Genomic DNA, 14115 nt, shown 5'->3' on the forward strand with positions numbered 1-14115 from the left:
AGAGGATGGGCACGAAGCCGATGTCGTTCATGATCGTCCCGAGTGCAAGCCGGGTGAACCTCTATGATAGGGTGGAGGTGATCCCGCTCGACAAGATCACCGGTTTCTTCGACCAGCACCTTGCCACACAGTGGACATGGCGAAGGGCTTCGGCACGTCGGAAAAGATCATCGGTAACGGGCTGGGACCCGGGCGGCGAGGCGCCCATGGCCCATGCCTTGTAGCGCCGCGCCCGACGAAGGGGTGAGAAAGGAAGCAGACGATGAGGAGCCGCGCGTCGGCGCCACCGGCCCCCGAACCCGCTTAGCGGACCGTCACCGTCACGCAGCCGGACAGGGTTTGCCCCCTCACCTTGGGCGTCGTGTTGCGGGTGGAGAACCGGTCTTTGCCCTTGAAGCCGGCCCTGGGAGTGTCATCGGCGAGGGGTCACTCACCGCCGCCACGCCCGGCGGAAGTGAGACCGAGCGGTGATCCGCTTTGGGGAACTCACGCCATGGCCGGCTCGCCGTGCAATTTCGGCCAATGACACATCCCGGCGCAATACTGCAGCGTGAACCCCTGAATTCAGCTTTGCTCCTTCGCCTTGTGCTATCGAGGGCGGTTTCCTATGGTGGCCGCGTTCGAGGCGACAAACGATCGGGAGGATCGCAGGTGCCGACTGAAGCCGCGCGTGCATCGCGCGACACGTCCGCCGATCCGGAATTCGGCCCCTGGCTGGCGCAAGCCTCCATTCTCGTCGTCGATGACGAACCGGGGATGCGCAACTTCCTCATGCGCACGCTCGGTCCGCGCTGCAAGCGGCTGGAGCTGGCGGCCGATACGAACGAGGCTTCGCAGAAGCTTGATCGGCATCATTTCGACATCGTCATCCTCGACAACATCATGCCCAGGAAGAACGGGGTAGAATGGCTTGCCGAGCAGCGGGCGATCGGCTTCTTCGCCGATGCCATCCTGATGACCGCCTATGCCGATCTCGAAACCGCGATCCAGGCGCTGCGTGCCGGAGCCGTCGATTTCATCCTCAAGCCCTTTCGGTCGAACCAACTGCTCAATGCGGTTGCCCGCTGTCTTGATCGGATTCGGCTGCAGCGCGAGAACTACGTGCTGCGCTACGAACTGAAGGCGGCGTCCGACCACATGCTGCTGCGCGACCGGCTGATCGGCGAATCCGCCGCGATCGCCGGGGTGCGCGAAACGATTGCCCGCGTTGCACCGCTGCCGACCTCCGTGCTGCTGACAGGCCAGTCCGGCACGGGCAAGGAAGTGGCGGCTCGTTCGCTGCACGCATTGTCCGATCGGGCGGGCAAACCCTTCGTTCCGGTCAATTGCGGCGCGATCCCCGCGGATATGATCGAAAGCGAGCTGTTCGGTCACCTGAAGGGCGCCTTCACTGGTGCCGACCGAGGACGGGAGGGCCTATTTCAGCATGCGCAGGGCGGTACGCTGCTCCTCGACGAGATCAGCGAGATGCCGCCCGCCACGCAAGCCAAGCTGCTGCGCGTGCTGGAGGATCGCAGGGTGCGGCCGGTCGGTTCCGAACGTGAGGTTCCGGTCGATCTGCGCTTCGTCTTCGCCACCAATGCGGAACTGGAAAAGGAGGTGCAGGCTGGTCGTTTTCGCGCCGATCTCTTCTTCCGCATTAACGTTATGCATATTCATCTGCCGCCTTTGAAGGAACGGGATGGCGACGCGGTGGAACTTGCGGCCCTCTTCATGAAGAAGCTTTCCGCGCAGCTCGCCATGCCGGTAGTGCCAATCGACAATGCGGCGCGGCGGGCGCTTGCATCCTATGCCTGGCCAGGCAATGTGCGCGAACTGCGCAACCTCGTCGAGCGGGCCTTAATCCTCGGCCGCTTTCCCGAAAGCTTCGGATCTGGAGCTGCTGCCGCTGGCGAGGGCGGGTCGCTGGCGGACGTGGAGCGCCGGCACATCCTTGCGGTTCTCGCTGCCTGTAACGGCCAGCGCGAAGAGGCGGCGCGCCAGCTTGGCGTCTCCCGCAAGACCATCGACCGGAAGCTGGCTGCCTGGGATGGCTGACCGCGGGCACGGGATTCGCCCGGTGCGCTCCGTGCGCTACAGGTTGCTCGCCATCGCGCTGCTGCCTATGCTGGTTATCCTGCCGCTGCTGCTTGGCGTCACCGTCTATCGCTGGAACGAGAAGTTCGATGCAGCGCTGATCTCCAAGGTCAATGGTGACCTCACCATCGCACACCAGTACCTTGCCCATATTCTCGACAATACCGGCGAGCACATCACTGCGCTCGGCGGTTCGGTGCGTTTCCGGGATGTCGTCGGTGACAAATCCCGGCTGACGGCTCTTCTCGATGAGGCGAGGTCGCGGCTGGATCTCGATTTTCTCTATCTGATCGATCCGGAGGGACGGCTCGTCACATCCGTGACGGCGCAGACCGCCAGCGTCCTTCGCACCGACTGGCCCGTCATCCGCGATGCGCTCTCGGGCAAGCCATCGACGGGCATCGCCATTTTCGACAATGCCGATCTCGAAAAGCTTTCCCCGGGCCTTGCCGCCCGCGCGCGCCTGCCGCTCGTTCCGACGCCGAATGCGATGCCGACGGAACGGCTGGAGGAGACGCGTGGTATGGTAGTGCAGAGCGCCAGCCCGGTGACCCTCGCCGAGGGACGCAGGGCCGTGCTTGTCGGCGGCATGCTGCTCAACCAGAACCTCAATTTCATCGATACGATCAATGATCTCGTCTATCGCGAGGCGAGTTTGCCGGAGGGCAGCCAGGGAACGGCGACGCTGTTCCTCGATGACGTGCGCATCAGCACCAATGTACGCCTCTTCGAAGGCCGCCGCGCGCTAGGCACGCGTGTTTCCGCGGCGGTGCGTTCGGCCGTGCTCGGCGAGGGGCGTATATGGCTCGATAGCGCCTTCGTCGTCAACGACTGGTATATCTCCGCCTACGAGCCGATCACCGACAGTCGCGGGAAGCGCGTCGGCATGCTCTATGTCGGATTTCTGGAAACGCCTTTCACCGCTGCGAAGCGCCAGACGCTACTCACCATCGTTCTCGCCTTCCTGGCGATCACGGCGGCGAGCGTGCCGATCTTCCTGCGCTGGGCGCGCGGTATCTTCGAGCCGCTCGAGCGCGTCGACGCGACCATCGCCAAGGTCGAGAGCGGGAATCTCGGCGCACGTACCGGCGCAGTCGACAGCCGGGACGAGATCGGCCGGGTTGCCGTGCATCTCGATGATCTGCTCGACCAGTTGGAGCGCAGCGACCGGCAATTGAGGCGTTGGAACGAGGAGCTGAACGCCCGCGTCGACGAGCGCACGCGTGAACTCAAGCTTGCCAACCGGCAACTCGAGGCGACCACCAAGCAGCTCATCATGTCGGAAAAGCTTGCCGCCATCGGTGAGATCACGGCTGGCGTGGCGCATGAGATCAACAATCCCATCGCTGTCATGCAGGGCAATCTGGAGGTCATTCGGTCCGTGGTGGGGGAACAGGCCGAGCAGGCGAAGGTGGAGTTCCAGCTTCTCGATGATCAGATCCAGCGCATCAGCTTGATCGTCACCAAACTCCTGCAATTCGCCAAACCGGAGGAATTCGCGGGTTTCGTCGACCGCCATGCACCCGATATGGTGATCGCCGATTGCCTGCCGCTCGTCCAGCATCTGCTCGCCAAGGCGGCAATCGAGGTGCGGCTGGAGAATACGGCGGAGCGGCTGGTGCTGATGAACCGCACGGAGCTGCAGCAGGTCGTCGTCAATCTGGTAGTGAACGCCATTCATGCCATGCCCGACGGCGGCAGGCTCGGCATCGAGACGCGCGACAGCACGCGCGGGGGGCGGCCCGGCGTGGAGATCGTCGTCAGCGACAGCGGCGTTGGCATGGATCCGGAGGTGGCGGCGAGGGTGTTCGATCCATTCTTCACCACCAAGCGGCAGGAGGGCACGGGCCTCGGCCTTTCCATCAGTCAGACGCTGGTGACGCGGCAGGGCGGAACCATCTCGCTCGCCAGCCGGCCGGGCGAGGGCGCGACCTTCATCGTCTGGCTGCCGGAGGCGGAATGAGCGGACAATTTGTCTGCCGGCCGGACAAATTGTCCGGTTTCTCCGTCGGCGCTTCGCTAAATCCCTGATTTGAAAAGTCATACTCTTTGGCATGCGCCTTGCAAGGTTCGTTGCGGGAGGCCCGGCCTGTCGTCTGCATGGAGGATGCGGGCGTTTTGCCGGGTGCGGGGGAAATCGTTCCTCTCCCTGTCGCGACATCTGCGCATCGGGACGATGCGTTGCGGAGGAGAAACATGACTGTATCGACCGAAACCTATGCCGGCGGCTATTCCGGCAGCATCCTTGACCGGGAGCGCATCGTCGCCCGGCCCGGTTTCAATCGCTGGCTCGTTCCGCCGGCTGCGCTCGCCATCCATCTGTGCATCGGCATGGCCTATGGCTTCAGCGTGTTCTGGCTGCCGCTGTCCAAGGCGATTCCGGGCGCTGCCGATGGGACCTGCGCGGATATCAATCTCCTGTCCGCGCTCGTCACCACGAGCTGCAACTGGCGGGTTGCCGATCTCGGCTGGATTTACACGCTGTTCTTTGTGCTCCTTGGCTGTTCGGCCGCCATCTGGGGCGGATGGCTGGAGCGCGTCGGCCCGCGCAAGGCGGGTTTCGTCTCGGCCTGCTGCTGGTGCGGCGGCATTGCTGTCGCAGCCGTCGGCGTCATGACGCACCAGCTCTGGCTGATGTGGCTCGGCGCCGGCGTCATCGGCGGTGTCGGCCTCGGGCTCGGCTATATCTCGCCGGTCTCCACGCTGATCAAGTGGTTCCCGGACCGGCGCGGCATGGCGACCGGCATGGCGATCATGGGCTTTGGCGGCGGAGCGATGATCGGCGCGCCGCTTGCCAATCTCCTAATGAACGTCTTCAAGACCGATACGTCCGCCGGCGTCTGGCAGACCTTCCTCGTCATGGCGGCGATTTATTTCTGCTTCATGATGGGGGGCGCCTTCGGCTACCGCATCCCGCCGGCCGGCTGGCGGCCCGAGGGCTGGACGCCGCCGGCGGCCAAGTCGACCATGGTCACCGCCCGCAATGTCCATCTGCGCGACGCGCACAAGACCGCACAGTTCTGGCTGATCTGGCTCGTCCTCTGCCTCAACGTCTCCGCCGGTATCGGTGTGATCGGCATGGCTTCGCCGATGCTGCAGGAAATCTTCGGCGGTCGCCTCATCGGCCAGCCGGAACTCAGCTTCGGCCAGCTCGACACGGACCAGAAGGCGGCCATTGCCGCCATCGCGGCGGGCTTTACCGGCCTTCTGTCGCTCTTCAACATCGGCGGGCGCTTCTTCTGGGCCTCGTTGTCCGACAAGATCGGCCGCAAGAACACCTACTACACCTTCTTCATCCTCGGTATCGTTCTTTATGCCCTGGCGCCGACGCTGGCGGATATGGGCAGCAAGGCGTTCTTCGTGCTGGCCCTTGGCATCATCCTGTCGATGTATGGCGGTGGTTTCTCTACCGTTCCCGCCTATCTCGCCGACATATTCGGCACGCAGTTCGTGGGAGCCATCCACGGCCGCCTGCTGACGGCCTGGGCGACGGCCGGCATCGTAGGTCCGGTCGTCGTCAACTATATCCGCGAGGCGCAGATCTCCGCCGGGGTGGAGCCGGGCCCGGCGCTTTATACCGGAACGATGTATATCCTGGCCGGCATGCTGGCACTCGGTTTCATCGCCAATCTTCTGGTACGCCCGCTCGCCGACAAGTGGTTCATGTCTGACGAGGAGGTCGCTTCGCTACAAGCCAAATCCGCGGCGGCAAGTGCCGGTCCGAGCGGTTCGTTCGGCATCGGCACGGGCGGCCTCGATGCCAAGGCGGTGCTTGCCTGGGCTGCCGTCGGCATTCCGCTGCTCTGGGGTATCTGGGTAACGCTGAAAAACACGGCGGCACTGTTCTAGAGTTCCAGTAAAACCGCTGCGCACTTTTGCTGAAAGTGCTCTGAGGATACTGGCTACAGTCCCGGCCATTGGCCGGGGCTGATGGAGGATCGATCTGGCAGGAATTTGCCAGATCCCGGCTTGGTTCGGCAATAAAATGCCGTTCGGACCGGAAGGGCCCGGCCGAAGCCGGACCTGCCTTGGAATGACGTCGCGGAAGGGCTGCGCGTGCAGTTGCGGAATCGGGCGGAGTTCGCTCTCCTCCTCGTTCAGGGTGGAGCGGGCGCGGAAGAGCCTCGCAATCTTGCCGGCGAAGAACAGGTCTGGGAGCAACACGCCGACGAGAACGCCCTTTGCAAGGTCGTGTATACCGACCACAGTGGCCATCGTCGCCGGCGTCACGATCGGCGCAGGTTCAGGATCGAGCACCAGGAAAACGTGCCGATCGATATGTTGTCTGGCCGATCGGCGGCCAGAAGAGCCACTCGGAGTTTTACCAGATCCGGGAAACGAAGCCGTTATAGAAAATGTTGCGCGCGGCTCAACACCGTTCCGCCTTTCCACATGCATCGGGGCGCATTCATGCGCTTGGCGGAATTTCTTCCTGTCCCTTCTCCGCTGCCCGCCGCGCCCGGATGGCTGCGGCGATGAAGACGCGCGACAGTCCATGGTAGAGCGGTTCGCGCGAGAGGATGCGCGACGTCAGGTAGCCGAGCATTGCCACGGCCATGATGGGGATCACGGCCTCGTGGTCGCCGGTCATTTCGAGGATGATGACGAAGGCGGTCATCGGCGCCTGCACGACGCCGGCGAAGTATCCCGCCATGCCGAGCACCGCCGAAAGGGCGATGCTCGTGCCGAGGAGCGAGCCAAGCGTGCTGCCGAGGCCGGCCCCGACCGAAAGCGATGGCGCGAAGATGCCGCCGGGTATGCCTGAAAGCATGGAGAGGAAGCCGGCTGCGAATTTTTCGAGGAAGAAAAGCAGCGGCAGAGCTTGGCCCTGCACGGCGCCCTTGGCCTGCTCGTAGCCTGTACCGAAGGTCTTGCCGCCGGAGATGACGCCGATGGCGGCGATGGCAAGGCCGCAGCAGAGCGCCAGCAGCACCATGCGCTTCATCGGTGCCGGCTGCGCCCAGCGGCGGATGCGCTGGCCGAAATGCAGCGCCATGCCGCTGAAGGCGGCGCCGAGCGCGCCGCCGCCGATGCCGCAGGCCAGAACGAGCCCCCAGTCCCGCATGCTTAGCGGTGCGACGGAGGTGGAGCCGAAATAATGATAGCTGCCGGAAAGACCGAGCGCGGCGAGGCCTGAGAGGATGACGGCGGCGAGAACGATGCCATTGGTGCGGGCCTCGTAGGTGCGGCCCATCTCCTCGATGGCGAAGACGATGCCGGCGAGCGGCGTGTTGAAGGCGGCGGCGATGCCGGCGGCCGAACCCGCGAGGATCAGGCCGCGCGCCTGCGCCATGCCGCCGAAGCGGGCGACTGCCAACATGATCGACGCGCCGACCTGCACGGTCGGGCCCTCGCGGCCGATGGAGGCGCCGGAGAAGAGGCCGAGCACGGTCAGGAGAATCTTGCCGAAAGCGATACGCAGCGAGAGCAGCCTGCCGCGATCCTCGTCATCTTTGAGATGCCGCGCGGCGATCGCCTGCGGAATGCCGCTCCCCTGTGCGTTCGGGAAGAAACGGATCGCAAGATAGGCGGAGAGGGCGAAGCCCGCCGGCGTCAGAAGCAGCGGCAGGAGAAAGCTCCATTCCGTCGCTGTCGTCAGGCGGCCGAACCCATGCTGCGCCAGGTCGGCCAGCTTGGCGAAGCCGACGCTGATCACCCCGGTCGCCAGCGCCCCGCACCAGAAGACGAGCCGCGGGCGCCAGAGGGAGAAAGAACCCCAGAAAACGCGGGATCGGCGGAGCAGCTTGGATTTTCTGTAGAAGGTGGGCATTCTCGACTTCAGGCATCGTGGTTGGAAGAACCGGACGGGCAGCCGATTTCACGCAAATCCTACTACCCTGTCCAGCCCTTCATGCCGTTCTCGCCAATTTCCTGCTCCGCAAATGTCTTCCCTTGTCGCCTCGCCGGGGCTGGTTGAGCATATCTGGTCCCGTTGAAGGCCCTGCGATTGGAAAATCCGGCCCGGTTTGCTCGAAGAGATTCGTTCATGCCGGCACCCTTGAAAGAACCTGAAGGTCGCTGCCGGTTGGGCTCTGGAATACACGCAAGCCGAATTCCGGAAGGATCGCGAACAGGTGGTCGAAAATGTCCGACTGGGTGCCTTCGTATCTGGCCCAGGCCGTGGTGTTGGCGAAGCAATAGATTTCCAGCGGCAGGCCTTCGGGCTGGGGCGGGAGCTGACGCACCATGATCGACATGCCCTGATGGACGCCGGGATGATTGCGCAGATAATCTTCCACATAGGCGCGGAAGGTGCCGACATTGGTGGCGCGGCGTGTATTGGCGGGAATGCGGGCACGCTCGCCAAGCCTGCCGTTCCATTCGGACAGTTCCTCCTGCTTGTGCTTGAGATAGGTTTCCAGCCGGTCGAGCCTGGAAAGCCTTTCCTCCTCTTCGTTGTCGAGGAAGCGAATGCTCGTCTGGTCCAGATGGAGCGCGCGCTTGATGCGCCGGCCGCCCGCTTCCTGCATGCCGCGCCAGTTCTTCACCGGCTCGGTCACGAGCTTGCGGATGGGGATCGTGGTCACGGTCTTGTCGAAGTTCTGCACCTTGACGGTGTGAAGGGCGATCTCGACGATGTCGCCGTCGGCATTCTGGCCGGGCATCTCGATCCAGTCGCCGACACGCACCATGTCCGTGGAGGATATCTGGATGCCGGCCACCAGCGACAGCAGCGTGTCCTGGAAGACCAGGATGAGGACGGCGGCCATCGCGCCGAGGCCGGACAACAGAATCAGCGGCGAGCGATCTATCAGCGTGGCGATCATCAGGAGCGCGGCGATGACGTAGACCGCGATCTTGACGACCTGGATATAGCCCTTGATCGGCTTCAGCCGCGCGTCGGGACGGCGGTGATAGGTGGTGTCGACGATGTTGAGGGCCGCGCTGATGGCCATGGCGACCGTCAGGATCATGAAGGCGCTGGAGACGTTACGCACCACGACGACGACGAAGGCCGGCAGATTGGGCACGAGCGCGATGCCCGCCGAGACGACGAGCGCTGGCATGACGTTGGCAAGCCTCTCGATCAGGCCATGCCGGCGTAGTTCCGGGTCGCGGCCAAAGGCGGTGAAGGCAAGCACGCGGTTGAGCGTACGCACCAGCAGCGCCTTCACCACATAATTGGCGAACAGCGCGGCAAAGCCGAGAGCGAGAAGCGCTATCCCGGTCGTGAGGATCGGGTGGATATCGGCAAAGTTTGAAATCATCGTCACTCCTGAACGTCTGTGCGGCGCCCCTTGCGGAGCCTGCCGCTGAAAGGAATTGTACCGGCTGCGCAACGCTTCGGCGTCTTCTTCGACCGGCCAAAAAGGGGCTTCAGGCGGCCTTCAATGCGACACCGGGCGTGGCGTCTTTGCCTTCCGGGCGAATATTCCCGAAAGGTGTGAAGGTCGGCGCGATGCAGAATAGGGATGATTTTTTCCCTGCAGATGAAAGAAACAATCCGAAAAAATCTGCGGATTCTGGCCGATACCAATTGAAAATCCATGTCGCGAAACACTGGAAGAGTGATACTTTAAAGACAAAGAGAGCGATTGATCCGTTCGATGCTTTGATAGCGTTCTGTCCAATCTCTATCATCGGCGTTTCCTTTCGCTTTTTGGCCATAGGCATATTCGGACACATTCCTCCGGTCGGGATCAATACGTTCTTATTCCATGAATTGCCGGACAGGGCAAATCTGTGATGAAAAACAGTGCGGGCGGCCTACATCGCTCCGGGGCGACTGGCCGCGCTGCTCGGGTGGCGGACGCGGCGTGCTACGCACCCGACAGGAAACCAGGCACCCAGCGCCGTGATTGTTCCGGTCATCGATCGGTATGCAGGCGTTATAAAACCGCAACCTTAGGGGCGGCCGCGTCAGGGCTGCGTACCAGCTTCTTGTTTACGCTCCGCAAAACAGTTGGCCGGACGGCCCCGCGATGTTGCGCCGGACGTTGAACGGGCGTCTAAGGAAACAGGCAGTCGCCTTGCGTTTGGCGATGACGAGCACTCCGCGCCCGTCATCCCAGGCGTCGGACCCGGCGAACAATCATCGCATCCAGCGACAGCAGCCCCGGGCCCCGAGCGGCGATGAACAGCAGGCAGACGGCCCAGGTGCCATGCGTCGGCCAGGCGTCGGGATAGACGAAGATCTCGATCACCAGCGTCATGCCCAGAAGCGCCAGCGCCGACAGGCGGCTTGCAAGGCCGATGACCAGCAGGACCGGGAAGACATGTTCGGCAAGGGCCGCAAGATGCGCGGCGAGCCACGGATCGATGAGGGGCAGCTTGTACTCGTTCTCGAAGAGATAGAGCGCATTATCGGAGAGCATCCAGCCGTTCACCTTCGTCTGGCCGGATTGCCAGAAGACGGCGGCGATCGAGAGCCGGGCAACCAGTGCGATGAGATCGTTCGGGATACGGTCGAGTGCAGCAATGACCTGTCCGCCGAGACCTTGCGGCGCGGAAGTTACAGGGCCAGACATCGTGTCGGTCTTCATGGAACGTCCTCCTTGAATGTCGTGAATGCGCCGGAACAGAGCAGGACAGCGAGCGCTTCGGTGAGATCGAAGCCGTTGTCGTCCAAAGCCGCGGCCGCTTGCGCGAGGTTCGCTCCTGCGGCGAGGCGGCGGAAGAACCGCGCGCCGGCCGGCGGCAGGGGAATAACTTCGACGGCAAGGCGCGGGCGAACGATGAGCGCATGCTCTCCTTGCCAGGGATCTATCGGGCCGAGCGGCCTCTCGCCGGCATTCATCGCCCAGATCGTCACCATGGGATGGGGTGAGGAGAGGATGGACAGCGCGGGGTGCGGTACGAGAACGAGGCTGCCGAGCCGGGCCGGATCGACCGCCGCCAGCGCCGCCGGATCGAGCGGTCGCGCGTTGGCCGCGTGATAGGCGCGTCCGCGCGCCACTTCGAGACGCATCACATCGGGCAGATAGGCCAGCGGCCGCGCAGGCTCGAAAGCGGCTGCGAAGTCCGGAAAATCGTCGCCATAGGCAAGTAGCACCGGCGAGTGTGGCGGATGGTCTTTTATGAAGTCCGCTGCCATGGCCCGGAAGAAATCCGCCCCGACGATGCTTTCCGCCGCGGGAAAGCGCGAGGCCAGGGCACCCGTGAGGCTTGCCGTGACATTGTTGCGATAGACGTCGTAGCGGCGCTGCGGCACGGCTTCGTTCCATGCCGCCAGGCCGTCGGGCGGCAGGCTTGCTCCGAAAAGTCCGGCGGCAAAGGCATTCTGGGTGATCTCTGACATGGTCAGGCCGCTCTCTGCCGTGCGGCATTGTCGAGCATGCGCTGCGCCGAGACCACTTCTTCGCGCAGCACCGGCCAAGCCGGCACGTTATTGTCCCATTCGATGAGGCTTGCCACCGGCCCGATACGGCGAAGAACGGTCTGGTAGAGCGCCCAGACGGGGTCCTTCACCGGCGTGTCATGGCTGTCTATGAGCAAGGGCGCACCGAGATCGTCCACCGTTTCGGAATGGCCGCTGAGATGGATTTCCCGCACGGCTTCGAGCGGGAAGCGGGCGACATAGGCGTCGGGATCGAGATTATGGTTCGTTGCGGCGACGAAGACGTTGTTGACGTCGAGCAGGAGGCCACAGCCGGTGCGCCGGACGATCTCGGCCAGGAAGGCGGTTTCCTCGATCGTACTTTCGGTAAAGAGCAGGTAGGTCGCGGGGTTTTCGAGCAGCATTTGCCGGCCCAGCGCCGACTGTACCTCGTCGATGTGATCGGCGACGCGGGCGAGCGTTTCCCCCGTATAGGGCAGGGGCAGGAGGTCGTTGAGGAAGACGCTGTCATGGGTCGACCAGGCGAGATGCTCGGAGAAGCTCTCCGGCTGGTAGCGGTCGCAGAGCGCCTTCAGCCGGGCGAGATGATCACGGTCGAGCGGCTGCATGGAGCCGATGGAAAGGCCGACGCCGTGAATGGAGATGGCATGGTCCTCGCGCAGCTTGCCAAGCTGCGCATGCGGCGGGCCGCCCGCGCCCATATAGTTTTCCGCATGGACCTCGAAGAAGCCGATGGGCTGCGGCACGGCGAGGATATCGGCGAAATGCTCGGGCTTGAAGCCGGCGCCGGCACGGCGCGGAAGCGTGGAAGGGATCATGGCGGGACCTTTCTGAAGAGAGGTGACGGCGCCGGGCTGGCGCCGTCCGCTGCAGGGCTCGCGTCAGGCCGGGGCCGGGCCCTGTTCCAGCATGCCGTGCCCGTCGGGGGTCTTCATCGACATGCAGGTGCCCTTGGGAACCAGCTTGAAGGCGTTCTTCTGATAGTCGATCTTCGAGGTGCCGGCGCAGGTCGTGCCCGGGCCTGCGGCGCAGTCGTTCTGGCCCTTCATCGCGATGCCGTAGCACTTCTCCTTGGCGTCATCGGCGGCGGCGGGCGTGGCAATGGCGGCAAGCGCGGAAGCGAGCGAACCGGCAAGGGCGAGGGTGGCGATCGTGGTCTTCATTCTCTGTCTCCGTTTTGGGGCCAGCCGCAATTGGCTGTGCAGGATCGGCTACGGAGGGAGGGAGACGGCTCGTTACAGCGGGGCCTATCGATTTTTCACGAAAGCCTTGACGATGGATCGATCCGTTTAAGAAAAAATCCTTTTGTATCAGCTGTTTGGGCGTTCCGTGCATTTCTCGCTGCACGCGCGGTAACAAATTCGTGTCTCCCGGCGTAGGGTAGGCAGCAGTGAAACAGTCGGCGCGCGAAGAGGAATGGGCAGCATGGCTGCGCCTTGCCATGAAGGGCGAGACGCAGGCCTATAGCCGTTTCCTTGTGGCGGTAACGCCGTATCTGCGCGCCATGGCGCGGCGGCGTTGCGACCAGTACGGCGCACCGGCGAGCGAGGCGGAGGATGTCGTGCAGGAGGTGCTGCTCGCCATCCACCTCAAGCGCGGCACATGGGACCCCGCCCGACCGCTCGGCCCCTGGTTGACGACCATCGTGCGCAACAAGCTGGTCGACAGCCTGCGGCGCCGTGGTCGACACGGCAATGTGCCGCTGGAGGATGTTGCGGATTTCCTGGAGGCGGAGGACGAGACGCACGAGGCTGCCGACCGGCTCGATGCGAAGACCATGCTCAACCGGCTGAAGGATCCGCAGCGCGATATCGTGCGCTCGATTTCCCTGGAAGGTGCGAGCGTCAGGGAGACGGCGGAGAGGTTGAAGATGACGGAGGTCGCGGTGCGCGTATCCCTCCACCGGGCGCTGAAATCGCTGGCGGCCCTTTATCGGAGCGAATGACATATGAAGACCGACGACCTGATCACCTTGATGACGCAAGATGCATCTGTCGACCTGCGCTACGGCCGGGCGCTTGCACTTGCGCTCGGGACGGGCACTGTCTTTTCCGCGGTGCTGCTGATCGTCACGATCGGCCTGCGGCACGACATGGCGAGTGTCTTCGAGACGGTGCGTGTCTTCTTCAAGATCAGCGTTACCTTGGTGCTCGCCGTCCTTGCGGCCCGGCTTGCCATGCGCATCGGCCGGCCGGGGGCGGAGACGCGTTTCCCCGCTCTCCTGCTCGGCGTGCCCTTTGCCATGGTCGCTGTCGCCGTCATCATCGAACTCACCACGCTGCCGGTTGATGCTTGGCGGACGAGTCTCGTCGGACGCAACGCGCTGTTCTGTCTGTTCTTCGTGCCGGTCCTGTCGCTTGCGCCCTTGGCGGGCCTGTTCTGGGCGCTGAAAAAAGGCGCACCCGAAAATCCGATGGCGGCCGGTGCCGCTGCCGGCCTTGCCGCAAGCGCAATTGCCGCAGCGATTTACGCCTGGCATTGCCCTGACGACAGCCCACTCTTTCTCGCCACCTGGTACACGATCGCCATCGCCGGCGTGACCGTCGCAGGCGCACTGCTTGGCCGACGGTTGTTGCGCTGGTAAATCGCGAACCGAGCTGGCGTGTGATCAGCGAAAGGCTGTGACATCACAGGTACGGCAGGGCTTTCTGCAATCCGGAGCCTGCGCACATCACATGTTATCTAAATACTGGAAGCTGCACAGCAATCGGACGAGTTCCGATTGCCGGGAGATAGACATCTTGTTGAAGATAGCCTTCAGG

13 protein-coding genes, 1 pseudogene and 1 other annotated feature are annotated in these 14115 nt (G+C 63.5%); of the genes and pseudogenes, 6 read left to right on the forward strand and 8 right to left on the reverse strand.

The window, feature by feature from the left end:
* Window positions 1-5 precede the first annotated feature (5 nt).
* The 4 genes from ShzoTeo12_RS20900 to ShzoTeo12_RS20915 all read left to right on the forward strand — a co-directional run bounded on the left by ShzoTeo12_RS20900 (window position 6) and on the right by ShzoTeo12_RS20915 (window position 5925).
* Window positions 6-224, forward strand: coding sequence for a hypothetical protein (locus tag ShzoTeo12_RS20900; protein WP_318914000.1), 219 nt, complete (start codon window positions 6-8; stop codon window positions 222-224).
* A gap of 427 nt (window positions 225-651) precedes the next feature.
* Entirely contained in the window at window positions 652-2037 is a 1386-nt protein-coding gene (locus tag ShzoTeo12_RS20905; RefSeq protein WP_318914001.1) for a sigma-54 dependent transcriptional regulator, read from the forward strand.
* A complete protein-coding gene (locus ShzoTeo12_RS20910; protein WP_318914002.1) occupies window positions 2030-4039 on the forward strand; it encodes a cache domain-containing protein in 2010 nt (669 codons plus the stop codon). The genes ShzoTeo12_RS20905 and ShzoTeo12_RS20910 overlap by 8 nt, the downstream gene beginning before the upstream one ends.
* A gap of 233 nt (window positions 4040-4272) precedes the next feature.
* The gene (locus ShzoTeo12_RS20915; RefSeq protein WP_318914003.1) at window positions 4273-5925 is read left to right on the forward strand and encodes an OFA family MFS transporter; all 1653 of its coding nucleotides are present in this window, start codon (window positions 4273-4275) and stop codon (window positions 5923-5925) included.
* A 231-nt stretch (window positions 5926-6156) separates the two neighbouring features.
* Here ShzoTeo12_RS20915 and ShzoTeo12_RS20920 read toward each other — a convergent pair.
* The 8 genes and pseudogenes from ShzoTeo12_RS20920 to ShzoTeo12_RS20955 all read right to left on the reverse strand — a co-directional run.
* Window positions 6157-6356, reverse strand: a pseudogene (locus ShzoTeo12_RS20920) (sodium-independent anion transporter); the annotation flags it as partial.
* Window positions 6356-6411: a sequence feature (sul1 is cis-regulatory element that is thought to sense ions involved in sulfur or methionine metabolism; They are found in Alphaproteobacteria), on the reverse strand. (Overlaps the previous pseudogene by 1 nt.)
* A gap of 73 nt (window positions 6412-6484) precedes the next feature.
* Entirely contained in the window at window positions 6485-7846 is a 1362-nt protein-coding gene (locus tag ShzoTeo12_RS20925; RefSeq protein WP_318914004.1) for a chloride channel protein, read from the reverse strand.
* A 214-nt stretch (window positions 7847-8060) separates the two neighbouring features.
* Window positions 8061-9284: a mechanosensitive ion channel family protein gene (locus ShzoTeo12_RS20930; RefSeq protein WP_318914005.1), complete on the reverse strand. Its 1224-nt coding sequence runs from the start codon at window positions 9282-9284 to the stop codon at window positions 8061-8063.
* A gap of 109 nt (window positions 9285-9393) precedes the next feature.
* Complete coding sequence (locus ShzoTeo12_RS20935; protein WP_318914007.1) at window positions 9394-9657, reverse strand: hypothetical protein; 264 nt, start codon at window positions 9655-9657, stop codon at window positions 9394-9396.
* Window positions 9658-10079: 422 nt separating this feature from the next.
* Window positions 10080-10544: a DoxX family protein gene (locus ShzoTeo12_RS20940; protein WP_318914336.1), complete on the reverse strand. Its 465-nt coding sequence runs from the start codon at window positions 10542-10544 to the stop codon at window positions 10080-10082.
* Between the two features lie 11 nt (window positions 10545-10555).
* On the reverse strand, window positions 10556-11314 hold the full coding sequence (locus ShzoTeo12_RS20945) for a DNA-binding domain-containing protein (protein WP_318914009.1): 759 nt from the start codon (window positions 11312-11314) through the stop codon (window positions 10556-10558).
* A 2-nt stretch (window positions 11315-11316) separates the two neighbouring features.
* Window positions 11317-12171: a DUF692 domain-containing protein gene (locus tag ShzoTeo12_RS20950; RefSeq protein ID WP_318914010.1), complete on the reverse strand. Its 855-nt coding sequence runs from the start codon at window positions 12169-12171 to the stop codon at window positions 11317-11319.
* A gap of 63 nt (window positions 12172-12234) precedes the next feature.
* Entirely contained in the window at window positions 12235-12516 is a 282-nt protein-coding gene (locus tag ShzoTeo12_RS20955) for a DUF2282 domain-containing protein (protein WP_119254832.1), read from the reverse strand.
* 227 nt (window positions 12517-12743) lie between these two features.
* Between ShzoTeo12_RS20955 and ShzoTeo12_RS20960 the strand changes: the two genes are divergently transcribed.
* Both ShzoTeo12_RS20960 and ShzoTeo12_RS20965 read left to right on the forward strand, forming a co-directional pair.
* Window positions 12744-13298, forward strand: coding sequence for a sigma-70 family RNA polymerase sigma factor (locus tag ShzoTeo12_RS20960; protein WP_318914013.1), 555 nt, complete (start codon window positions 12744-12746; stop codon window positions 13296-13298).
* Window positions 13299-13301: 3 nt separating this feature from the next.
* A complete protein-coding gene (locus ShzoTeo12_RS20965; RefSeq protein ID WP_318914014.1) occupies window positions 13302-13937 on the forward strand; it encodes an NrsF family protein in 636 nt (211 codons plus the stop codon).
* The last annotated feature ends 178 nt before the right edge of the window (window positions 13938-14115 follow it).

The organism is Shinella zoogloeoides (genome assembly GCF_033705735.1).
Taxonomy (GTDB): Bacteria; Pseudomonadota; Alphaproteobacteria; order Rhizobiales; family Rhizobiaceae; genus Shinella; species Shinella zoogloeoides_A.